Below are 22,162 nucleotides of genomic sequence, written 5' to 3' on the forward strand. Positions count from 1 at the left end.
TAGCGGAACGCTACTTTTCAGTCGTAGAAATGAGAATCTGCTGCGCCTCTTGTTCCCGCCCTCGAATCGTTCTCAAGATACGGGGCCTCTCTTTGCGCGTTGCTTTCGCAAACGCCTGTTTGGCTTCCCAGATTTTGCGATGCCGCTCATTCGGCAGACGCAGTTCGTCACCCACCAAGACGGCGCCGGTCACCGCCTTAGCCGATCTCGCAGCATAGGTTCGGGACTTTCTTTGCTTCGTATTCAGGCCGTGTTTGCTAACGATCCGCCGAACAGTGCCCAACAACCGCTTGGTTGCTGCTGCTCCCGAAACAGTTACATCGTCGACGTAGGTGGTCATCTTGCATTGCTCTTCGGCAGCTACCTCGGCGATTTCGTCGAACATATGCCGAGCCGCAAAGAACGCAACGCGACCACTCAAGGCACTTCCCGTAGGAAGGTGTTCCCGCTGATAGCAACAGATGTCTGCAAGACGGTGCGCCACGTCCTCTGCGCACTGGAAGTCGTTGGCAAATAAACGATAGACCATCGCCCGAGTAACGCTCGGGTAGAACCGGTGAATGTCCGTTTTGACTAGAGGCGTCGCGCCGACATGCTGTCGAGCGTTGTCGGCATACGATCGGCCTTTTTTGGAGTACACGTAGTCAGGAAGCTCGATACGAGCAAGCAGCTTCCCGATGCGCCGGTGCACGTGGGCAAGCCAACCAAGCGGCTGCTGTATTTCCCGCCCCTTATCGTTCAACCACACTCGGTAGTTGTCGGCGGAAAGCAGCTTATCGACAGCGGCCCACTGCACCTGCAACACTCTTTCGAACTGACCCTTGCCACGCAAGCGGTACAAAGGAGACTGATCGAGCGGATACCCCTTAGGCGTGTTTTTTGACGGCATCGCGCTCTTCCACCCATTCGAGGAGACGAAGAATTTTGTCAGCTGCGGCAACACGTAACCTGCCGCCCGGCTTCCTCTCTGCCTCCATCGTCTCCGAAAACAACAGAATGGATGACGCTGGAATCTTAAAAAGCTCCGCGTATTTGTCCAGCAGCTCTAGGCCCGGTGACTTGTCGCCACTCTCGATCTCACTCAGGTAAGAGTTCGATATACCAAGCCGCTTTGCCAGTTCGACCTGTGTGAGCTGATGGTACGTCCTCAGCAATCTCAAGGCCCTATACAACATGATCTGGCTCCAGTTTTGAAAATAAGGGGTGCCGAGTCGCCTTAGAACAAGTCGATGACTTTTGCGATCAGCGCGATCAGACGAACGATGGCGAAAGCCATCTTGATCGTGCCGGGACGCAGCAGCCATGACTTGACTTGGTTCCTCGGCCCCCGCCGTTTGGGAGGCTTCTGAACGTCATTCATGACTGTTCTCCTTGGCTACACCAACCGACTTACGCGAGATGCGCGAGCCGTGGCTGTCGTCCGTAACCAAGCAGAGCAAACGGCGGTTTTCCCCCTTCCTTCCAACGGCATTCCCGGGGTCGTCCCGGGAATGCTCGCGCCAGCGACCTCCTCGTCGCGGCACCATGTACTAGGCACCACGGCACCACCACGACGGGCGCAACGCGAAAGACAGGGCCTCACGGCCCCACAGGGTGTTTCCACCCCACAGAAACGACAGTTGTCTCTGTTAGCCTCGTCACCAATATAGCAAAACTCTTTCGCCCATACAAATTTTAATTTCGCAAATAGCGAAATATTTTTAGGGCTCAATGCGTCACATTTCTGAGCGAGAGCGATGGGCCTGTCCGCGCTAGTGCGGATTCGACGCGACGATACTTCACCCCATCCAGCAGATGGACTTGAGCTACCAACAGACCAGCTGATCTACGCTAGCCCTGCACTCAACCGATGGCGGACCGGCATTCCAGATCTGTGTTCGAATGGAAGTGCGTTTTGAGATAGCACGTAGGCGATCGACGACTAGGTCGCAATGCAGTTCATGCGCTTATTGATCGGCCCCCAGCACACGGCAAGCCGCGCGGGGGCCCGGACTAGGTCCCAGCAATCAGTTTGATCCGTCCGGATCGAAGTAGCTCGTCTTCTGCCCGTCGCGCCCAAAGGCCTGATGCAGTAGTCGCTGTAACTCCTGGAGCAAACGAGGTTGGTCAAACAATTCCGGCTCGATCATCCAAGCCGGCAGCAACAGCGTGTCCTCTCGTGACGCCTCGCCCCAAGCCTGATGCTCTCCATAGCCTCTCAGTGGCCGCAAACCGAGGACACCGGTTAGCGAAACCGCAAACTGATACGGCCCCACCACCCCCATCCGCTGCAAGCTGCGCAACCAGCGCGGCAGAAGAATGACTGCCGCTTGTTGAACCCAGGGCAACGCCAACCCGGGCTTTCCGACGCTCGGATCGAGCGCCAGAAAGGCCTCCAGCGCTCCACTCCGAAAGACCTGGACGTGGCGAATGGATGCCCCGCTCTGGTCACCAAGATCGACTGGACCGCATCGCACGATGCCATCGATGTTGAGCAGGCTGCGGCAATCTGCGTCCACGCCGAATACCAGCTCTGACTCTTGCTCGGCCGCCATCGGGTCAATCGCCCTCGGTGTTCCGGTCGCACTCAGCGGATAGAGGTGGATCAGCGCGGCGGGGCCCCGCTTGACCTGAACCGGCAGGCGGCCCGCATAGAAGCGTCCAATTCGATCATCCCTAAACGCTTCCCAAGCGCGCACCAGACGATCGCCAGCAAGGAAGGCGTGACGGAGACCGTGGATGTCGTATTCAGTGTTGCCGCCATCACCGCGCACCATGAAACGACGGTGATTCGCCGTGCGGTGGGGGCCGGCCCAGCTCTGCGGCACACGCACACCCACCACACTAGCTCCGCCATGCACTGAGACGCATTCGACGCTGATGCCTCCCAGCCGAGGCTCGAGGCCGGTGCCAATCATCTGCAGCAGGCGCACGCGGAAAGCATCTTCATCCCCGATCGCGATACCGGGCAAACCAGTCGCGCAGCCCGCCGCCTCCTCCACGCCCAGCAGCAACCAGCCGCCCCGAGCGTTGGCTAGAGCGCACACGTCGTCGAGTAGACCGCGCCGATGGTCGGCATTGTCCGGATCGTATGAAGCCTTGAAATCGAGTTCGATTGACTCGCGCGCCGACGTATCAATCAGCGACTGCAATGCGGCAGGGTCAAGCTTGGTCAGCATGGCAGGCTCCAGCAACAACAAACAACTCGATATTCAATACCGCAATGCGCCGCATGCGCATGGGTGACCTTGGGACTAGAGACGTCGGCGATTTTCCCGCTCCTGAATAGCCTGCAAGGTCATTGCGTTACTTGCCTCCAACTCAGCGAAGCGCTCTTCATGGGAGCTGTAGGGCAACACCAGCGCATCGGCACGACAGTGCCCCCCGCTGGAGGCACCGGCCAGCTCGTAAAGCAACGATGCGTGCTCGACTTTGCAGGAGACTGGGAACACCTGCGCGCCGTTGGCCAGCAACCAGATAGTGCGGGTCACGCCATTGTCGAAATCCAACGAGGCCTCACGGGCCGATTCGGCGAGGCCCGGTCGTCCGTCGGGGCGAGAACGGCGTACGCACGTCACGTCGGCCAAGGGTACGGGATCGGCCGCACCATTCTCGAACCCATCCTGCGCGTCACCAAATTTGTAGTCTTCCCGCCAACTCTGTGGCGTCCCAAAGGCAAGCTCACTGAGCCGAGTTTCAGGGTGGCGCCACAGGGACAACAGCCGCGCGGCGTCGACCTCGACTACCGATAGCTTTTCGCTGGCACGGATGCTCATGAACACGGTGCCCTGGCTCGCGGTCTCTAGCCGGAACACCGCACGGCGCGCGTGATTAATCCAACGCAACCGCTCGAACGTTTGCAGACGGGGCCTAGTCATCGTGATGCTGGTGGGGTTGTCCATGCGATCTCTGGGTCAGGGGATGACAGGCAACCCGTGCTCCCGCATGAAACGCGATGCGCCATAGTCGTAGACCAGCTCTTTTGCCTGTCGCGCCGCCGCCAGGCCCCGCTCAAAAACCGGATCCTTGTCGTCGAACACGATGTAGCGGCTACCGTCCGCCAGCAGCACGCGCACACCGCGCAGCGGGTCGGCCCGATTTTCGGAGCTCCCCGGCCGCCCCACCGCGGTGACTTCGATCGACTCGAACGACATGAGGCTGGCAAGGTTGATGGGCAGGTAGCGCGGATCGCTGGCACGGGTGTTCACATACGCGTCCGCCGACACGCCGAAGCGCGGCAACGTTCCACCGATGGGGGGCTGTTCGTCCCACAATTCGAGCTTGATAAACATCGTGCGTCCTTGTGCGTTAAAGGGTTGGAAGCGGTGGCGTGGCCACCGGTGTCAAAGGGGGATTGGCGGCCTTGCGCAGACAGTCACGGAAATCCCACGCCGAGAAATCGACGTTCGGTGTCGCGTCCGGCAAGCCCTGCTGCCGGCGCAACGCAATGGCCGTGTTCCAGGCGTCCCAGCCCAGGCGGCCAACGCGCGGGATCGTGCCTTGGGTCGCCGAGATGGGGTCGTCGTAGTCCCATTGGATGTCGACCTGCCGCTCTGCATAGCGGATCTCCATCGGCAACACCAGTGCGCGTGCCACCAGCGCGGCAGGCAGGCATTGCCAGTCGGTTGGCGCCGGCAGCACCAGGTCGGGCACCTCGGCCCTCGCATAACTCGGGTTGCTATACGCATCGACCTCTCGGAGGCCCTGCCGCATCGCTTCGACGCCATGCGCGCAGGCAAGCGCGTAACGCTCCAGAGCGACGGCCAGGGTGAGCGCCGCATGCTGCTGGCGCAGCTGCAAAGCCTTCGCCTCACGCCGATGTTCCTTGGCCCACACCAGGCCCTGATTGATGAAGGCGGCGACGACGCCGGCGCCAAGCGCGCCGGTGGCCAAGTCCAGCATGCCGATGGTGCTGCTCATGGGCCCCTCAAAAAGGGATTCGTGTACCGCTTATCTCGTCGGGACAGCAATTTGAATCCAGGGCGCCATGCCGATAACAGTAGTTATCGGCACTGAGGCCAGATGAAGAAAAAACCGCACGCAGCGGCTTTTTGGGGTGCGGCCCGCCCTGCTACTCGCGGAGCGTCGCCTGACCGAGTGCCTTGGCGGCAGCAGCCCGCACTTCAGAATGGGAAGCGTCGGCCATCGCCTTGATGAGCACCGCACGCACGTGCTCTCCGCCGATGATACCGAGGCCTTCGGCAGCCCCAACGCGCTCCACCACGTGGCTGCCGTTGTGAAGGGTATCAATCAGGGCGTCGAGTGCTTCTTGGTTCGTGGCCATTGCTATTCCTCGGGGTGATGTGGTGATCGCAATATGGCATGTGAAATTCGGCGCGTCCACCCCACCAAGGTCGCGTGGGTCCGATACCAGAATCCTAACGTTCGGATACCAATGAGGGGGCGTTTTCACTATCGCTCAGGCAAACTTGCGGGCTCCGCCGACCACTCGCTGGCTAGATTCATATCCTCACGCCGGGAAGTGTTGCGCCGTCGCTGCGAGGTTATTTGGTCGCGCTTACCATCAGGACTCTAAGAACCTTGGTCCTGCACACTCCCGGTCGTGCTCGCCCACTAGTGTGAGATAACTGCTCCAACCCGAAAGCCAAAGCCACCATGCCCAACATCCTCGTCGTGGATCTCGAAGCTACGTGCGACGACAATGCGCCCATGTTCGACATGGAAACCATCGAGGTGGGTGCCGTATGGGTTGCGCCCGATGGCGCAGTGCTCGACCGGTTCCCGGCATTCGCGCGCCCGCTGATCAATCCCCACCTAACGCTGTTCTGCTCGAACCTGACGAACATCCACCAGGCGGATGTGGACAGCGCGCCGACATTCCCCGCCGTGGCCGAGGCCTTGCGGGCCTTTGCCGCGCGCCACCGACAACCAGGCGCGACGTGGACGAGCTGGGGCGCGTGGGATCATAAGCAGCTCGATCGTGATAGCGCACGACACGGCATCACCCCGCCGATCGACCTACCGCACATCAACGCCAAGCGGTTGTTTGCCAAGGCGCGACGCATCGGCAAGGAGGTCGGCATGGCGAAGGCCTGCGAGCTGGTCGGTCTGCAGCTTGAAGGTGCGCATCATCGCGCTCTCGACGACGCGCTCAATGTTGCAAGGCTGTTGCCCTGGGCGTTGGGCCCGCTGGAAGGCGCGACCAATCAACATCCGGACCGCTCAAGCTAGTCAGGCGGGGTGGGTTGATATGGAACTCATCATGGAGGACGTTTTTGGTAACGCAAGTCTGCGCGCGTAATTCACGGTGCGACTTATATGTCTGATATTGTCCTCTTTCCAACATATGAGGAGAACCTGATGTCGAACCCCTACTCCGCGAACTACTCGTACCTGGACGACACCTTCCACCAAAAATGTCCTGAATGCGGCAAGTGCAACCGCGTCGAGGTCGTGAAGCAGGACGGGCATAACGAGCCGGAAGAATACTGGTGTGCTGGCTGTGGTCATGAGCTTGGCCGCCAGCGAGCATCGAACACGCCACGGACGTCAATTGTGGATGACTGCGACTGTTCCTGAGCCGAGCAAGCTGACGCCGGTATCGAACACCAAAGGGCGCGCATGCACGAGACCACTAGCGAGTCATTGCACGAGTTGCGGCTTGCCGTGACAGACAACCCCGAAGACCTACTGACCGAGAATCGCGAGTTCCACTACACGCATTCCGTGCTGCGCGAGCGAATCGTCGAACACGTGTTTATCGGCGAAGCGCTGCGGCGCCTGTGGCAGCGCGGCATCACTGAGGTCGAGGTGCTGCGCTCCGAGTTCGACGCCGGCGGCTATGACCTCGTAATGAGTTACGGCGCCATCGTCCGCCATATCCAGTTCAAGGCGATAGTGGTTGGCGGCAGTCGGACCAGTATCACGGCCAACCTGAATCTGACGCAAAAGCCGAGCGGCTGCATCCTCTGGATCGTGGTCACGCCGGCGCTCGATTTCCATTCCTACCTGTGGTTCGGCAGCGCGCCCGGGCAACCGTTACCGGATATCAGCGGTATGAAGGTCGCCAAGCATGCGAAGGCCAATGCGGACGGTGTGAAGCTGGAGCGCCCCAATCAGCGAGTCGTCCCGCGCAGTGCGTTCACACCGCTCGCGTCGCTGGATGCGGTGCTGGAGCAGCTTTTTGGCCCACTGCCATGAATCCGCCCTGTCCATGACGTCGCCTGCTGTTCCTCTGCTTGTGACCGCGACCGGTGTGCGGGCCGGTGTGCACGGCGAGCAGCCACGCCCTCAGCTTGTCGCAAGTTGGATCGCGAGCATCGAGCAACCATGGAAGTGGCCAAGTTGCAGCGGTACCGCTGCCCGCACGAACTCACTGCAGACGGATAGCTTGAAGTCCGAGCGCTCGCCGTAGAACTCTTCCTCGGCCCGGCGAGTTGGCTCATGCAAGAGCTTGCAGTTTGAGGTTATTTGGTCGCGCTTGCCCGCTGACAAGCGGCAGTTTTACTCTTTCGCACCCGACTCAGCCGGCGTATCCTTAATCCACAGCAGCGGGGAAAATCACCATGCCAGCAGACAAGCTCGGGCAGTACATGACGAGCCCAAAGTTTCTCAGGCGAGCCAACGAAGCCGTGGCCAAAGCGGTGCGCGAGCTGGAGGCAAAGGGCATCAAGCCGGTCTATGTCACGCGCCAGCGCCAAGACTCGTCCCACACCAACAAGTCTGCCGACAAAGAACAGCAATGAGCAATCTCGACAATGGAGCAGCGCTTGGCCGGGCATTCGCAGCCGAACGAAACGCTCGCGACTGGAAGACCTACGCGATGGAACTGGAGCGCCAGCTTCGCACGAGTCAAGCCAATACAGCAGGCATGGAAGCCCTGAAAGATGCCGCTATCAAAGAGCTGACAAGACTTGACCCGGCAAACTATCTGCACATCCAGCAGAACCGTCAGCGCATTTTTGATTCAGGGTTCACCCCCGTCATCAGCGGCTTGTAACCACACTGTATCAAGCATGAAGAAGCCCGCATGGCGGGCTTCTTCATTTGGGTATCCGCATTTGCTGGTTGATGCCCTCGTTGCACGCTGCAACGCAAGATTCGAGAAATCAAAAACACGATTTCACCGCAGGGTTGGCCGTCTCAGTTCGACCCAAAAGGGACGATCAGCTTTCCGCATAACTGACATTCAACCTGAATGAGGTTGCCCCGCACCATGACAGACAAGGCGGCAACCCGGCGCCGGAAAACATTGCGTCAAGGAACGCCTGCCTTCATTGCCACGGGCTCGATATGCTGCGACCTTAACCTACATCTAGCTCTACGGCGAGATCGCGTTTTTTTATTGGTTCCTGCTTTACGCTTCGGGTGCTGCCGACCGGATCGCCGAGGAAACGTTAGAACACCACCGGGAAGAGCGACGGCGCAATCAGCCATAGCTCGTTCGACCAACAGCGCCTTCGCCGGGTCTTAGGAGACTGCACTCCCCGGCTCGACGCGAATGACGCGCATCGAGTTGACCATCCGGAAATGGAGGCACCGGTCACGCTCCTCGTGTATCCATGCGCTCTTGTGCTTGTCGAAGTAGTGCTGCACGACGCCGGTGCGTCGAAATATATGCGGATCAAGAGGTCGAATCGCATTGGGATTGTGAAACACCTGCAATCCGTCTTCGAGCGTCTCCGCATGTTGGCCCCGAAGCAACATGCTGCCGCGAGGCTTTCCACCAGGACCGCCCCAGGTCGCCGCGACAAAGCCAAGATTCTGACTCGCTTGGGCCATCGCCTCGACCTTTCCCCAGGTGGCGGTACATGAGAACAGAACGGCGCTCACGTCCAGGTACTCTTCGGTGTTGAAAATTCCGAGCGGCACCTCGGCACCGCTCTCTTTTTCCACGTAGCCGAGCTTGACGCTCGGTGGCCCGTCAGGATATCGCTCCGGATTCTTGAAGTACGCAGTTTCATCAACGTAGTCGTCGTACAGGACAGCACGAATGGCCCGATCGTACTGGTACTGAAAATCTGGCTGCTCGAACGGAGCAATTGCCAGCACGAACGGCCGGGTTTTCACATGGTCCAGCCTCACGTAACTCTGCGCATACTTCTGAGCCTTGGCACGGATTGCGTTTGCCAGGCGGATCATAGCCTCCCTATTCAACGGCCAGAAATCCTTCGCCGCGACCGCCTCACCGATGGGCACTTTTTTCTCCCATTCCGCTGGCTTGCCAACAGCTGCGTTCGCCGTCGTTGCTTCGACGATGAAATCTCCGAACTGGCTTTTCACGTGAAAGTCGGGCGACGCGTGTGCCCAGTTCAGTTCGAAACCGTAGGTGTTGAATAACGCGAACAGATAGATCCCCCAGAACGAGGAGTTAAACGTCGTCTGGAACTCCTTCACGAACTTGCCGTCGCGGTCGGGGAACCCTTCGAGCCAGCGCTCAAGCTCCGCTCGCTCGACATGCATCGAAGGCGAGATGATGCTCTTGAAATTTGCATGCAACTGGTCGTCCGCCACAAGCGGCGAAAAAATATCCATGTTTGCCCCAATAATTACCATTCACCGGCTCTCGTGGCCGCGCCGAAGAGACAATCGGCATCCTCAGATAACCTGCTCCAGATCTCTAGAGTTTCAGGAATAGATCTTACAGCGAGCTTTGTTGCGGCCGAAAGCGATAGAACCGCACCAGGCTGGCGACGTCCGAAAGAGACTCATTCCATGGTGTGAGGGCCGTCGCCGGAGCGCTTCCAGATTTTTTCTCTGTATGTAAGCACGCCGACCTAGCGAATCCGGAATTCCGGATGGCCAAGCAGCTTGTAATCGACGGTCCTATGAACAGACGCGGTTGGCTCCTGAGCCGTTTGCATTGAGTTGGGCGAGCGAAATAGAGAGCGAAAACGCATGGTTCGTAATCACGGGTGACGAGCGATGTCTCAAATTGGCCGTTCGGCGCCCCCTCACCTACCCGCGCCACACGATTCATTGCACCGGACAAGGCAAAATCAACCACGAAGCGCGGATACCCTTTCATTTGAGTTACACCTCGCGCTTGCCGATTTGGGGCGTATCGGACGGTTTGCCTGCGCTTGCACTGTGCAACAGCTCGGATGCACGACTCCGGGCACTGTTACTACCCTGCCCCACCCCCGCGCCATAATGCTGCTGGCTCCGATCGTGCATATCTTGGCCAACACGCGCAGAAATTTGACCGCCGATCCACGAGAACACCTGATCGGGCACGACGTGGATCAGCGAGAAGGTACCTTGCACCAACGTCTGACACATCCCCACGTACAAGACGATGAAGCCAATGATGCTCACCAGGCCAGTCAGCGAGTCGTACTGGGCGTTCTGCATCGCCACGCCGAACATGGTGTTTAGCAGCGTACCCAACACCACAATCCCGGTGCCGGCAAGGATAAATCCAATGACCATAAACACCGGCCGGAACATGACGTTCAAGAGGAAGATATAGCCGTGCGTGGTCCGCTGGCCCATGCCCTCTCCATCGCCATCAAGGTGCGTCATCGCCCAAAGCGGAGCTGCCACCATCGCCTCGCCAACCACGGCGTACCACGACACGATGCCACCGAACCAAATGATGAACGGCAGCATGGGGATGTAAATCGACAGCACTGCGCCAAAAAAGAAGAGCGTGATGATCATCATGGTGATGAAAGGGCCAAGCGCATCCAGCATGCCTTTCGCCCCCTCTTTGATTGCGCCCAGCACCCCGCCGGAAAACACGTCGCCGACAGCACTAATAGCCTTTCCGGCCAGCGAGTCGGAAGCAGCTAGTCCTCCCTTCACCAGCGCGTAGCCAGAAAGCGCTGTCCAGCCACCGACAAGGATGTAGTCTCCTAGGTTCTTCATGCCGATGAGCGGGTTCGTTGCGCCGTTGGGGCCTTGACCCGAGTTCATGCCGATCGCCATCTTCACAATGGCCTGCCCTGGAAAGATCTTCGACATGATGTTCTTGGGGTCCGTGGTGCCGGTTGCCAAGCTATTCACCCTATCCTGCGGCGTCCCTGTCGATGCGGCCTGTTGGATCTGCTGAGCGTAGGCAGCCAGCACCTTGCGATAAAGCTGGGGGTACGGAAGGTTTCCCAGGTCAGTGCTCGGCACTGCCGAAGCCGTGGCGTTGGCCAAACTAGTCAGTTGCGAGTTCGCTTGTGCGAATGTCTGGTACCACGCCCCCAGCATGATCCACCCGTCACGCTGCAAATTCGACTGGATAAGGCTCCCCAGGCTGTTGATCGTGCTGGCTGAACTAGCGATCGCTTGAGTAACCGAGGCCTGATACTGCAGAGCAGCTTTGTTGATCGTGTCTTGCGGGTCCGCTGGACGACCTCCGCTCGCGACCGACGACACATAGGCTTGAGCAGCCGACGACAAAGTCGACTGGATCGTGCTCAACGCGGTTCGGTGTGCGCTGATCATCTGTTCATACGCGGGCCCGGGGTCAGCACTGTAGACCGTCATGCCATCGTAGTTTGGCAGCGGCTGGGGCGGCTCAATGGCCACCTCTGCCCCACCGCATGACAGACCGAGCTGATTCATCAAGACAATCTTGTCGCCCTTCGCAAGCGTCGAGAATCTCTCGGCAGGATCGACACTCACACCACCGGTGTCGGTCGGCATGCTATCGATCGCAGTGTTCGCCGCCTGAGCGCACAAGTTGGCCTCGAACAACGCTTTGGAGAGTGACGTGGCTTGGGGTGCGGCCGACGCAGAGATCATCGAGCCACCGCTCTTGAGTACAGCCAGCGCGCTATCGAGCGACAGATTGGCAATGCCAACGCCGGTCATCGTGGCCCACAACATGATCACCTGCGCGCCGCAGTAGCCCCCAAACAGCGGCACGAGTGACGAAAAGCCAGCGCACATCCGGATGATGAACCAGGGAGATGATTTCTTCGCCCCCATGAATTCACCTTCTTGCCCAGTAGCAATCAATGCTGCGCCGAAGTGGTACGTGGCCCAGAGAACACCAACGGCAAGCATGCACGAGTTCAGTACAAGAAACACCTGGGCAAGCATTCCGCCCGAGCCGCCGCCAGCAAGCGGGTTGTGCACGACAGACCCAAACACCAGCTCGAGCAGAGACATGGATTTGTCGCCGCTACGATTCGCCGCGCTCTGGATATCGCCCATCGACACCTGCGCTTGGGCAAATGACGTTGTTGAGACTGCCAAGAACAAAAGACCCGACACCGCGCGTTGCATGAGCTTTCGCATGATGTCCCCTTATCGCGACAGGTGTGGGCTGAACAAGCGCAGCCAAGCGCCGTTGCTTTGAAAGAAATCTCGGAAATCGCCAAGCGGCTCATCTGGCCGTAAGGGCCCGGCATCCAACTGCCACAACTGATGCTCGAACTTGACGGCAAAGAGCATCGGCAAACAGAGGGCCAGCAACCCGCTAAGCGCTGCGAGGTAGCTTCCGCCGATTGCGCCACCGACTGTGTAGGCCAAGGCAACTGTCACCATCGCCAGGCACAGCCGCTTCCGGTTAAGACAGTTCTGGGCAATCAACCTAAGTGGCAATGATTCAGGTGTGCGCAACGCAAGTGCCTCGCGGTAGGTCCGGATGACCCGCGCTTTCGGTTTCCGCATTTCCAGCTCGGCCACCAGGTCACGCACCGTATCCGCACCACCCACGGCCGTTTCCTTGGCGGATTTGATTGCCCTGTAGATGGGGTACCCAGGAACAAGGTACAGGCTGGCCTTCTTGACGTGTCGGCCAATGCTGGACTTGTCCTTTTTCTCGTTGGCTTCAATGTTCATCACTTGATCTCCAGCCGTTGGGCGGCGCGTTCAAGCGCCCGATAGGCCTGCTGCAGCAGGTATGCCCATATCCAAACTAGGGCGCAGCCGACAACGACGGCGCCGAACCAGCGCATCGGGTCTTCCTGGTGGCCCTTGGCGTACCAAATTGCGGCTCCAAACACTCCGTGCGGAAACAGCAGCAGCTCCACCAGAGCAAAGCCGTCTTGCCATGCTTCATGCGTGAATCCGCCCCGTGCGCGGCGGCGGCCGATGACAGCCGGGATTGCCGCCAAAACTTTGAAGAAGTCGCGAATACTCATGGCTTGTCAGCGCTTGTTGATCAAGAAGAAAAGCTTTCTCGTCATGGGAGTGGCTACGCAGTACCCGTCGACCACCGTGTAGTTGGTGGTCATCTCGTTGTAGAAGGCTTCGATCCTCGCGTTGTATTCCGCGACAAACGGCGCCTCCTTCGGATCAACAGCGATCAATTTGGAGGGGAGCGGGTCGTCCGGCGTAGCCGGCCCGCGCTGCACGCCACCCTCGGTGTTGGAAGGGATCGCCGGGACTGTCTGGGCCACTGGTAGGCCAGACGCAACCAAGAGGACTACCGCGATGACGGTTTTCGCGCTCATGCGGTCACCTCTAGCCCTGTGCACGCATTGAGCATGAGCCGCATGTCTCGCACACCAAACAAGTAACCCTGCATCCGGGCTGTTGGGGCTTCCTGAATCAACAGATCGAGATCTGCAAGCGGGATTAAGAACGGATCTCGCAACTCCAAAATCTGCGACAGCTCGCTGTCGCGCGGAAGAGTGGAGATGGGGTGCGACGATAGAATGGGCACAGCCATGATTCACCTCTCAGTAGGTGAGTTGTGGTCAGGCTTGTTGGCCGGTGCCAGCCGACCGACAAGCCGCTTTGTAGTGCGGATAGCAATCAGCCCAGCTTGCGCGCTAGGTCGCTGGCGCGCGGGTGGTAGTACCTCTTCAACATCTGGACCGTCTTGTGCCCCGTCACAGCGCTGAGTTCCAGAATGTTGTCCAGCTTCTCGGAGATGCGACTGGTCGCCTCGTGGCGGAGATCGTGGAAATGCAGGTCATCGATTCCTGCTCGATCGCACGCGCGTGTAAAGGCCTTCTTCAAGGCCTCAGGCGAGACCGGAAAAACACGACCGCTAATGTGGCGCGACCGCGTTGATAGCTCTGTGAGCGTGGAGGCCGCTCGCGTAGATAGAGGGACGTCTCGCGCCTCTCCGTTCTTGGTGTCATGCAACCGGACAAACCGGTCGGCAAGATGAACATCGGACCACCGCAGGGAGAGTAGCTCGCCCCGGCGCATTGCCGTTTCGATGGCGAGGATGACGAGCGGGCGGACGTGCTCATTGCGGCAGCCCCCTCCCACGAAGAATCCCTCGGCCGTCCGCTGGCTGAGTTCCAGCTCCTGTAACAGACGCTCTTCCTCACCGCGGTACAGCCGCCGGCTACGCGCCCGATTCTCTTTGGGTCTGCGAATGAGCGAGACAGGGTTGGCATCCAGGTGCACCCCCCACTCCTTGCGGGCCACGCTGATGACGTGACCGATAAGCGTGAGTTCTCGGTTGACCGTTGACCCAGATACCGGCTTTGCCTTCGAATCCCCTGCAAGGCGTCGATCGCGATATTGAGCGATGCTCTGTCCACTCAGCGCTGAGACCTTGAGAGCCGCGATCGGATCAGAGCGCAGTTTCCGAATGCGGAGGACCTCTAGCGCCCCGCCCTTCTTGTGGGGTGAGACCTCGTTGCTGTACCGCAACAGCAGATCCCCAAGCGTATTTCGCTCAGCCTCCTTTCGGTCCACGAAGATACCGCGGTCCATCTCGGACTCGGCACGGCGTGCCCATGCCTCAGCATCCGCCTTGCTATCAAAGGTGCGCGTTTGTTGGGGATACCCTTGGCGACGAACGGCTGCTCGCCAGTAGCCACCCCGCTTCCAAATTGATGCCACTCGATGCTCCAGACAATGTGATTCGTGTTGTGTCTGGGCTCATTCTCTGAGTGCGCCACTTTTGCGCCATAAGGCCATTTTCGCGAAGTTCCGGCGCAAAGAAAAAGGCCCTCGGCGATTGCCAGAGGGCCTTGTTTCATGCGGTTTCCCGCGAATTTGGTGGGTGGTACAGGGATTGAACCTGTGACCCCTGCCGTGTGAAGGCAGTGCTCTACCGCTGAGCTAACCACCCGAATGCGGTGAAAACGAGATTATGTCGAAAACGCGTGGCCGTGTAAATACCCCGGCCGCACATTTTTTTGATCAGGCAGCCGGCGCCGCAGACTCCACCGCCTCGCGCGTCCAGACGGTCTTGCCGCCGCTGGCCTTGTCGATCTCTTTGAGCACGCCGGCGTGCGCTTCGGCCTCGGCTTCGGTCGCCAGCAACACCGGCAATTGCAGCGCGCTCAGGTCGACGGCAACGGCTTCGGCCGATGCACCTTCGCCCGACTCCAGCATGTCGATCACCAGCGTGTTCTGGCCACGCGTCATGGCCAGGTAGACCTCGGCCAGAAGCTCCGCATCCAGCAATGCGCCGTGCAGCGTACGGTGCGCATTACTCACACCCAGACGGTCGCACAGCGCATCCAGGGAGTTGCGCTTGCCCGGGAACATCTGGCGCGCCTCGCGCAGGGTGTCGATGTGACCCGACAGGTGCTCGCGGAATGCTGGCAGGCCGAGACGCTGGAATTCCATATCCAGGAAGCCCAAGTCAAACGCCGCGTTGTGAATGATCGCCTCGGCGCCCTGCACGTAGTCGCGAATCTCGTTGACGATCTCGGCGAACTTCGGCTTGTCGGCCACAAACTCGTTGGTGATGCCGTGCACGGCCATCGCGCCGGCGTCGATCTCACGCTCGGGGTTGATGTAGAAATGCAAGTTGCGGCCGGTCAGGCGGCGGTTGACCATCTCCACGCAGCCGATTTCGATCACGCGGTCGCCGGTGGCGGCATTCAGGCCGGTGGTTTCGGTATCGAGAATGATCTGTCGCATCGCGCGCTCCCCTACTCTGACTGGATTACTTGAAGACGACGGTCTTGTGGCCGTTGAGCAGGATGCGGTGTTCCGCATGCCACTTCACCGCGCGGGCCAGCGCCACGCATTCCACGTCGCGGCCGACTGCGGTGAGCTGCTCCGGGTCCATGCTGTGGTCCACGCGCTCGATTTCCTGCTCGATGATCGGGCCTTCGTCCAAATCAGCCGTAACGTAGTGAGCCGTTGCGCCGATCAGCTTCACGCCGCGCTCATGCGCCTGGTAATACGGCTTGGCGCCCTTGAAGCTCGGCAGAAATGAGTGGTGGATGTTGATGGCGCGGCCTTCCAGCTTGCGGCACAGATCGTCGGAAAGAATCTGCATATAACGCGCGAGCACGACCAGGTCGATCTGCTGCTCCTGCGCGATCTCCCAGATGCGGGCTTCCTGCTGCGCCTTCTGCGCGTCCGTCGCCTGCAGCAACGGCAGATGCATGAACGGCACGTCGTACGACGCAGCCAGTTGGTAGAAATCGCGGTGGTTCGAGACGATGGCCGCAATCTCGATCGGTAGTTGCCCGGCGCGAGCACGGAACAGCAGGTCGTTCAGGCAGTGGCCGATCTTAGACACCAGGATCATCACGCGCGGCTTGATTGCGGCGTCGAACATGCCCCACTGCATGGAGAAACGTTCGCCGATGGGTGCAAAGCGGTCACGCAGCACGGCCAGGTCCAGCGGCTGGCCTTGCGGCACAAAATGCACGCGCATAAAGAATCGGCCCGTGAATTCGTCGCCAAACTGGTCCGAATCGAGAATATTGCAGCCCTGCTCGAACAGAAGCCCCGACACGGCGTGGACGATGCCCGGTTGGTCCGGGCACGACAGGGTAAGAATGAAACCGGAGTGACTCATGAAGCGTTTTATGTATTGTTGTCGGACGCAAACCGCTGCGGCGCATGTGGCAAACCCAGGCGCGCCAGGGCGTCGAGGGTAACGAGCGTAGCGTCGACCGTCATCGCGAAGTCCGCCATGATATCAAGCGCCGCGTCGGGGCTGGCGCGCAGGTGGCCTGCGACCTCGCCGTCCTGATTGGCGGGAACGAAGCTGTCCGGCAACGTCAGGTCCAAAGCAAAAAGCGTTTCGCACTGGATACCCTCGGGCACTTCGCGCAGCACATCCAGCGTGCCGCGGGGCATCAGGCGGGCTGCCAGATCGGCGCCGATGCCCGCTTCTTCCCAGCATTCCTTTTCCAGCGCGCCACGCGCATCGAAGCCGTGGCCGATGCCGCCGGCGACGAGGTTGTCCCACATGCCGGGGTCGATTGGCTTGGTCGGGGCGCGGCGGGCCAGCCAGAGCACCGGCTTGGCACCGTCACCGCCGTCGATCAGGCCGTTCATGTGCGCAGCGTAGGTTCGGATGCCGAAGAAGCGCGCGGCGGCGCGTTCGATCAGCGCCAGCGTAGGCGCGCCCCAGCCGGTGTTGACGGCGAAACGCTCGTCGCGCCAGCCTCGCACATGGCCGTCTTCTGCCAGGCGCGTGATGACTTCGGCCAGCGCGGCGGTGCGCTCGGCCTCGCTGGCGAGCCTCTCGCGCAAATCGACCCGCTGCGCCGATACGTCAAACCACTGCGGCCAGCGCTCAAGCAGCGAAGCACGGTCACGACTCAGCCAGCCAACGCGTTGTCCGGCAACAATCCAAGGAACGAGCGCATCAGCGTCAAACGCCTGCCGGGCGGCCAGGCCATCTCGTATGCGCTGTATACGCGGGTCGGTCATTTCAGCACCCCATCATGTCGGACGTGCGTTGTGCTTTCCGTGCAGCACGGGTCGCGCGATAATGCGCCGTTAATACAAGCCGTCATCAGACTGGAGAAACAAGGATGGATGAAATCGACGAGCTGTCGGATCTGCCGACCCCGCGCTTTATCTGGGGCTTCGCCATTGCCGTCACACCGTCCGGCGAAGTGTCGCACGATGAATTCGAATATCTGACGCACACCCGCACACCGCGCTTCACCTGCCGCGTGGTCGAACTCGAAGACGCACCGGCCGAGCCGGAAGACGAAGGTGACATCGACGGCCGCATCGTCCACTTCGACAACCCCAAGCGGATGTTCTACATCACGGACTTGGGCCTGGCGTTGATGAACTTCACGCTGTTCGACAAGTTGGATAACAAGTCCAAACTGAAGGACGCCTGCGACCAAGCCATCGCCGACTGGCTCACCCGCCGCGAATTCCTCGACTCCGAACCGGACGACGACGAGGATTGATCGCCTGATCGCCTAGCCCTGACCGGCGGCGCTGCCATCCTCGGCGAAGCGCAGGTCGGTCAGGCGCACATCGGCGTAGGAGCGCCCGGCATCCAGCAATGCCGAAACCTGTGCCTTCACCCGCTCTTTCTGAGCGCGCAGCGCACGCGGCGGCACAGTCGAATCCTGACCGGTGTGGTGCAGATAGAGCATCTTGTAGGTGAGTTGACTCACCATCCACTGCCGCAGCACGCGGCGCCGGCCAGCATGGTCCGCTTCCAACCCATCGATCTGACCAAGCAACGCGGAAAACGCCCGCGCCAGGCTTGCCGGCTCCGTTGCCCCGCCTGCAATGCAACGCTCGGCCAGGGCACGCGCTTCTGCGGGGGACATGGTGTCGCCCGTTTCAACGAAACGATCTGTCGTCGGGTCCGGACGCGGCGGTGCCGGCCGGCTTGCCAAGCGGGCAGACACCGCGGACAGCGCTTCCTGAGCACGGCGGATGGACGCATCCAGCGATTCCGCATTGCCCGGCACGATGCCAATGGTGGTCGGCATGTCGCCGGATTCTTCGTCGCGTTTTTGGACGTCCATCGCTCCCTCCGGTAATCGCCCTCGGCTATGGTGCCGGGCTGGCGAAGCGGAATTGTAGAACGCGACGCACATTTCGCGACAAATCAACGCAGATGTTCTTTATTGCCAAGGCAGCGCAAACGGTAACGTGGCGTCACAAAGCCACGGTGCACTGTTGGCGACGACCCACGCGGCGCGGCCTCGCCACGGGTAAAATACCGGATTGCGCTGCCAGCGCATGCAATCAATTGCTGACCGCCCCTGTGCGGCAAGGAAACCGCCTTGATCAAGTGGATTATCGTGGCCCTCTATCTGGGCTCCATTCTGTACGTACACTTTCGCGGCAAGGTGCGCCTGAAATTCTGGCGCCAGATGTTCGATCACTCGGCCGTGGTCGCGCCGGTCAACTGCTTCATGTACGCGTTCTCGGGCGTGCCGCAGACGCCGTATGTGCCTGTCGAGCGCTTTCCGGATCTGGAAAAGCTGCAGGCCGCGTGGCCGCAGATCCGCGACGAAGGCCTGGCGCTCGTCAACCTGCGCAAAATCAAGGCTGCCGAGAAGAACGACGACGCCGGCTTCAACTCGTTCTTCAAGAATGGCTGGAAGCGCTTCTACCTGAAGTGGTATGAGGCGCATCACCCCTCAGCTGAACAGCTCTGCCCGCAGACCGTCGCGCTGCTGCGCGATCTGCCCAGCGTGAAGGCAGCAATGTTTGCCGAGCTGCCGCCGGGCGGCAAGCTGAATCCGCATCGTGATCCGTTTGCCGGCTCGCTGCGCTATCACCTTGGCCTGGCCACGCCCAACGACGACCGCTGTTTCATCGAAGTCGACGGCGAGCGCCACAGCTGGCGCGATGGCCAGGGCGTCGTCTTTGACGAGACCTATCTGCACTGGGCAGAAAACGCCTCCGACAAGGATCGTCTGATTCTTTTCTGCGATATCGAACGCCCGATGAAATTCGGCTGGGCGCAGCGCATCAACAAATGGCTCGGCCGCAAGGTCATGACCGCCGCCAGCTCGCCCAACGATGAGGGCGACCAGACCGGCGGCATCAACAAGCTGTTCCGCTATGTGTGGGTGATGGGCCAGTACCGCCGCCGCTTCAAGGCGTGGAACCGCAAGGTCTACTACGTGGTGAAATTCGGCCTGATCATTGGCGTGGCAGCGTTGATCATCTGGATCTGATCGCCACCCCTCCCCCTCTCCTGCTCTACACAAAGAACCGGCCTGAAGCGCCGGTTTTTTGTTGCGCGTGAAAAAGCTACCTGCATTGCGGTCGGCTTGCGTTTTTACAAAGCAGTGAAGCAAAAGCGCCACATGGGGCACAAATCTCGCCTAATGTCAGGAATTGAGCGCTCCGGCGCTTATGCGATATGGCGGGCACGCCGCTTGCTCCACCTTGGTCGACACCCTTGCTCAGCGCATGGGACCGAGTCAGAGCCGGGATGCGCGTGTGCCTGTGTCCCTCGTCAACAACAAAGACAGTGAGATCAATCGCCATGAAAAAGAACCTCATCAGCCGCCAGACCATCGTCACCCGCGCCGCCGCGCTTGCTGCTGTCGCACTGCTCGGTACCCAGATCGCGGCCTGTACCACGACCAGCCCCAATGCACAGGGCTCCGACGTGATGTCGTCCACCAACAAGCACGCCACCACCAACTCGCAGGCTGATTCAGTGCTCTCGCGCCTGTACACCACGGCCAACGGCTCCCGTGAGCTGGTCGGACGCGCCAAAGGCGTGCTCGTGTTCCCGTCGGTGCTGAACGCCGGCTTTGTGGTGGGTGGCCAATACGGCGAAGGCGTGCTGCGCACCGGCGGCGGGCGTCCGCTGGGCTACTACAACATCGCCTCGGCGTCGGTGGGCTTCCAGGCTGGCGCGCAATCGCGTGCGCTCATCATCCTGTTCATGACGGATGAAGCGCTGCAGAAATTCCAGGCTAGCCAAGGCTGGACGGCCGGCGTGGATGCCACCGTGGCACTGGCAAAGATCGGCGCGAACGGCGCGGTCGATACCAACACCGCACAGCAACCGATCATCGGCTTCAACCTGACCAACGCGGGCCTGATGGCCGGCGCGTCGATCGAAGGTACGAAGATCACGAAGCAGAACAACTGATCAGCGCTTCGCCGCTCGCCAATGCCGCCGTCTCGTACGGCGGTTTTTTTTGCGCGGAACCCGCATGAAGCGTTGCGGCAATGTTGCAGCCCTAGGGAAATCCGGAGGGGGCGGCGCGGGGCTTCTCGGCTAGCATCGTCCGGCCGATGTTGCGGTGCACGCTGCCGTATCGGCATACGACAAAACAATCACCCAGAAAAAAAGGGGGAGACATGACAGGTCGCAACGCTGCGTTGCGCAGCGCCATTGCATGCGCGTGGCTGGCGGGGTTGATGCTGGCATCTGGCCAGACGATGGCCGAACCGGGCATCACCGACACCAAGATCGTCATCGGCCAAACGGCGGGCTTCACCGGCCCCGCCGGCGAGCAGGTCAAGGAGATGACGCAGGGCGCCAAGCTCTACCTCGATGCGGTGAACCGTGCGGGCGGTGTCAATGGACGCAAGATCGAGCTGATCTCGGAAGACGACGGCTTTGATGCCGCCGCCTCCAAGAAACACGCGCACGCGCTGCTGGTCGATAAACAGGTCTTCGCCCTCTTCCTGCCACGCGGCACGCCGAATACCGAAGCGATCATGACCGAGGCACGGCCTGTGGGCGCGCCAGTGGTGGCGCCGTCCACCGGCGCTTCAACGTTCTTCGATCAGCCTGACCCGCTGCTTTTTGTGGTGCGTGCGAAATACCAAGCGGAGATTGCTGAGCTGGTGCATTACTTCGACACGCTGGGCTTGCGCCGCCTCGCGCTCGTCAACGTGAACGACACCTTCGGCAAAGACACCGAAATCGGCTTCAACAACGCCACGAAAAAACTGCCCGCCGACGCGCACAGCATCTTCACCGTCGACCGCCTGAAACCGGACATCGCCAAGGCGACAGCAGACGTCGGCAAGTTCGCGCCGCAAGCGGTGATCCTGGCCTGCCCGGGCACGACGGCGCGCGCCATGATCGAGGCGCTCAACAAGCAAGGCACGGTGACGCAGATTGCAGCGCTGTCCAACAACGCCGGCTTGGCGTTTGCGAAATCGCTCGGGGCGCTGGGGCGCGGCGTTGTGATCTCACAGGTGATGCCGTCACCGGTGCGCTCGACCTCGTTGCTGGGCCGGGAGCTGGAGTCCAGCGCGAAGTCTGCCGGCGTGACGCCGTCGTACGCCATGATGGAAGGCTATGCTGCCGCGCGCGTGCTGGTCGAGGGGATCAAGCGTGCGGGCAAGTCGCCCACGCGGGCCAGTTTTGTCTCGGGGCTGGAATCGGCCGGCACGATCGACCTGGGCGGCTTGGAAGTCCACTACGGCCCAAACCTGCGTAAGGGATCGAACTATGTCGAGCTGACGGTGATCGGGCCGAACGGCACCTTCGTCAAATAGATGCGGATGCGCCGGGGTGCAGCCTGCCTCGGCAATTGTTGCACCGCAGGAAATAGCGGTTGCCAGCGAAAAACGCATGAGTACATAAGAAAATACTATTTGGAACTCGCATACTGCCTCTACCAGAATGCACGAACTACATGCATGACTGGGATCAATC

28 protein-coding genes and 1 tRNA gene are annotated in these 22,162 nt (G+C 60.4%); 9 read left to right on the forward strand and 20 right to left on the reverse strand.

The genetic code is table 11. From position 1 onward, the window contains the following. Positions 1–10: 10 nt before the first annotated feature. From NKG59_RS19170 to NKG59_RS19205, 8 genes are all read right to left on the reverse strand, one after another. Complete coding sequence (locus NKG59_RS19170) at positions 11–889, reverse strand: reverse transcriptase family protein (RefSeq protein WP_253539953.1); 879 nt, start codon at positions 887–889, stop codon at positions 11–13. Beyond that, positions 867–1,175: a helix-turn-helix transcriptional regulator gene (locus NKG59_RS19175; RefSeq protein WP_253539954.1), complete on the reverse strand. Its 309-nt coding sequence runs from the start codon at positions 1,173–1,175 to the stop codon at positions 867–869. The genes NKG59_RS19170 and NKG59_RS19175 overlap by 23 nt, the downstream gene beginning before the upstream one ends. Positions 1,176–1,216: 41 nt before the next feature. Further along, positions 1,217–1,360 carry a hypothetical protein gene (locus tag NKG59_RS19180; protein ID WP_253539956.1) on the reverse strand — a complete coding sequence of 48 codons (144 nt, stop codon included), beginning with the start codon at positions 1,358–1,360 and terminating at the stop codon, positions 1,217–1,219. A 646-nt stretch (positions 1,361–2,006) separates the two neighbouring features. Continuing rightward, positions 2,007–3,158, reverse strand: coding sequence for an AlbA family DNA-binding domain-containing protein (locus NKG59_RS19185; RefSeq protein ID WP_253539958.1), 1,152 nt, complete (start codon positions 3,156–3,158; stop codon positions 2,007–2,009). Between the two features lie 75 nt (positions 3,159–3,233). Beyond that, complete coding sequence (locus NKG59_RS19190; RefSeq protein WP_253539960.1) at positions 3,234–3,881, reverse strand: plasmid fertility inhibition factor family protein; 648 nt, start codon at positions 3,879–3,881, stop codon at positions 3,234–3,236. A 12-nt stretch (positions 3,882–3,893) separates the two neighbouring features. Then, a complete protein-coding gene (locus NKG59_RS19195) occupies positions 3,894–4,271 on the reverse strand; it encodes a hypothetical protein (protein ID WP_253539962.1) in 378 nt (125 codons plus the stop codon). A gap of 16 nt (positions 4,272–4,287) precedes the next feature. Further along, positions 4,288–4,899, reverse strand: a complete 612-nt coding sequence (locus NKG59_RS19200) for a hypothetical protein (RefSeq protein ID WP_253539964.1) — start codon at positions 4,897–4,899, stop codon at positions 4,288–4,290. A gap of 151 nt (positions 4,900–5,050) precedes the next feature. Further along, a complete protein-coding gene (locus NKG59_RS19205) occupies positions 5,051–5,263 on the reverse strand; it encodes a HEAT repeat domain-containing protein (protein ID WP_253539966.1) in 213 nt (70 codons plus the stop codon). A gap of 332 nt (positions 5,264–5,595) precedes the next feature. Between NKG59_RS19205 and NKG59_RS19210 the strand changes: the two genes are divergently transcribed. The 5 genes from NKG59_RS19210 to NKG59_RS19230 all read left to right on the forward strand — a co-directional run bounded on the left by NKG59_RS19210 (position 5,596) and on the right by NKG59_RS19230 (position 7,939). Then, complete coding sequence (locus NKG59_RS19210) at positions 5,596–6,171, forward strand: 3'-5' exonuclease (RefSeq protein WP_253539968.1); 576 nt, start codon at positions 5,596–5,598, stop codon at positions 6,169–6,171. Positions 6,172–6,300: 129 nt separating this feature from the next. Next, on the forward strand, positions 6,301–6,519 hold the full coding sequence (locus NKG59_RS19215) for a hypothetical protein (RefSeq protein ID WP_253539970.1): 219 nt from the start codon (positions 6,301–6,303) through the stop codon (positions 6,517–6,519). 42 nt (positions 6,520–6,561) lie between these two features. Then, a complete protein-coding gene (locus NKG59_RS19220; protein WP_253539972.1) occupies positions 6,562–7,140 on the forward strand; it encodes a hypothetical protein in 579 nt (192 codons plus the stop codon). Positions 7,141–7,505: 365 nt separating this feature from the next. Further along, positions 7,506–7,685, forward strand: coding sequence for a hypothetical protein (locus NKG59_RS19225; RefSeq protein ID WP_253539974.1), 180 nt, complete (start codon positions 7,506–7,508; stop codon positions 7,683–7,685). Continuing rightward, a complete protein-coding gene (locus NKG59_RS19230) occupies positions 7,682–7,939 on the forward strand; it encodes a hypothetical protein (RefSeq protein WP_253539976.1) in 258 nt (85 codons plus the stop codon). The genes NKG59_RS19225 and NKG59_RS19230 overlap by 4 nt, the downstream gene beginning before the upstream one ends. 470 nt (positions 7,940–8,409) lie before the next feature. On the opposite strand, the gene NKG59_RS19235 is transcribed toward NKG59_RS19230, so the two are convergent. The 11 genes from NKG59_RS19235 to NKG59_RS19285 form a co-directional block, all read right to left on the reverse strand. Further along, complete coding sequence (locus tag NKG59_RS19235; protein ID WP_253539978.1) at positions 8,410–9,474, reverse strand: hypothetical protein; 1,065 nt, start codon at positions 9,472–9,474, stop codon at positions 8,410–8,412. A gap of 498 nt (positions 9,475–9,972) precedes the next feature. Next, a complete protein-coding gene (locus tag NKG59_RS19240) occupies positions 9,973–12,174 on the reverse strand; it encodes a DotA/TraY family protein (protein WP_253539980.1) in 2,202 nt (733 codons plus the stop codon). Between the two features lie 9 nt (positions 12,175–12,183). Further along, positions 12,184–12,720, reverse strand: a complete 537-nt coding sequence (locus NKG59_RS19245) for a hypothetical protein (protein ID WP_253539982.1) — start codon at positions 12,718–12,720, stop codon at positions 12,184–12,186. Beyond that, on the reverse strand, positions 12,720–13,022 hold the full coding sequence (locus NKG59_RS19250; protein ID WP_253539984.1) for a hypothetical protein: 303 nt from the start codon (positions 13,020–13,022) through the stop codon (positions 12,720–12,722). Before NKG59_RS19250 ends, NKG59_RS19245 begins: the two co-directional genes overlap by 1 nt. Before the next feature lie 6 nt (positions 13,023–13,028). Next, on the reverse strand, positions 13,029–13,334 hold the full coding sequence (locus tag NKG59_RS19255) for a hypothetical protein (RefSeq protein ID WP_253539985.1): 306 nt from the start codon (positions 13,332–13,334) through the stop codon (positions 13,029–13,031). Next, complete coding sequence (locus NKG59_RS19260) at positions 13,331–13,552, reverse strand: hypothetical protein (RefSeq protein ID WP_042567710.1); 222 nt, start codon at positions 13,550–13,552, stop codon at positions 13,331–13,333. Before NKG59_RS19260 ends, NKG59_RS19255 begins: the two co-directional genes overlap by 4 nt. An 86-nt stretch (positions 13,553–13,638) precedes the next feature. Continuing rightward, positions 13,639–14,685 (reverse strand): integrase, encoded by a 1,047-nt coding sequence (locus NKG59_RS19265; protein WP_014616775.1) that lies wholly within the window; start codon positions 14,683–14,685, stop codon positions 13,639–13,641. Positions 14,686–14,842: 157 nt separating this feature from the next. Next, positions 14,843–14,917: transfer RNA gene (locus NKG59_RS19270), tRNA-Val, on the reverse strand. Between the two features lie 71 nt (positions 14,918–14,988). Then, entirely contained in the window at positions 14,989–15,717 is a 729-nt protein-coding gene (gene dnaQ / locus NKG59_RS19275) for a DNA polymerase III subunit epsilon (RefSeq protein WP_045203251.1), read from the reverse strand. 25 nt (positions 15,718–15,742) lie between these two features. Then, positions 15,743–16,609 (reverse strand): formyltetrahydrofolate deformylase, encoded by an 867-nt coding sequence (gene purU, locus NKG59_RS19280; RefSeq protein ID WP_253539989.1) that lies wholly within the window; start codon positions 16,607–16,609, stop codon positions 15,743–15,745. Positions 16,610–16,617: 8 nt separating this feature from the next. Next, a complete protein-coding gene (locus NKG59_RS19285) occupies positions 16,618–17,472 on the reverse strand; it encodes an NUDIX hydrolase (RefSeq protein ID WP_253539990.1) in 855 nt (284 codons plus the stop codon). A gap of 104 nt (positions 17,473–17,576) precedes the next feature. Between NKG59_RS19285 and NKG59_RS19290 the strand changes: the two genes are divergently transcribed. Further along, complete coding sequence (locus NKG59_RS19290) at positions 17,577–17,969, forward strand: hypothetical protein (protein WP_253539993.1); 393 nt, start codon at positions 17,577–17,579, stop codon at positions 17,967–17,969. A gap of 12 nt (positions 17,970–17,981) precedes the next feature. Here the strand turns inward: NKG59_RS19290 and NKG59_RS19295 are convergent, their stop codons facing one another. Next, complete coding sequence (locus NKG59_RS19295; protein WP_253539995.1) at positions 17,982–18,542, reverse strand: hypothetical protein; 561 nt, start codon at positions 18,540–18,542, stop codon at positions 17,982–17,984. A 261-nt stretch (positions 18,543–18,803) separates the two neighbouring features. Here NKG59_RS19295 and lpxO point away from each other — a divergent pair, with 261 nt between their 5' ends. The 3 genes from lpxO (at position 18,804) to NKG59_RS19310 (ending at position 22,002) form a co-directional block, all read left to right on the forward strand. Then, entirely contained in the window at positions 18,804–19,706 is a 903-nt protein-coding gene (gene lpxO / locus NKG59_RS19300; protein ID WP_045203255.1) for a lipid A hydroxylase LpxO, read from the forward strand. Between the two features lie 314 nt (positions 19,707–20,020). Continuing rightward, positions 20,021–20,638 (forward strand): BPSL1445 family SYLF domain-containing lipoprotein, encoded by a 618-nt coding sequence (locus NKG59_RS19305; RefSeq protein ID WP_024975409.1) that lies wholly within the window; start codon positions 20,021–20,023, stop codon positions 20,636–20,638. A 212-nt stretch (positions 20,639–20,850) separates the two neighbouring features. Continuing rightward, complete coding sequence (locus tag NKG59_RS19310) at positions 20,851–22,002, forward strand: ABC transporter substrate-binding protein (RefSeq protein ID WP_253539996.1); 1,152 nt, start codon at positions 20,851–20,853, stop codon at positions 22,000–22,002. The last annotated feature ends 160 nt before the right edge of the window (positions 22,003–22,162 follow it).

The sequence above is a fragment of the Ralstonia chuxiongensis genome, from assembly GCF_024158925.1.
GTDB lineage: Bacteria > Pseudomonadota > Gammaproteobacteria > Burkholderiales > Burkholderiaceae > Ralstonia > Ralstonia chuxiongensis.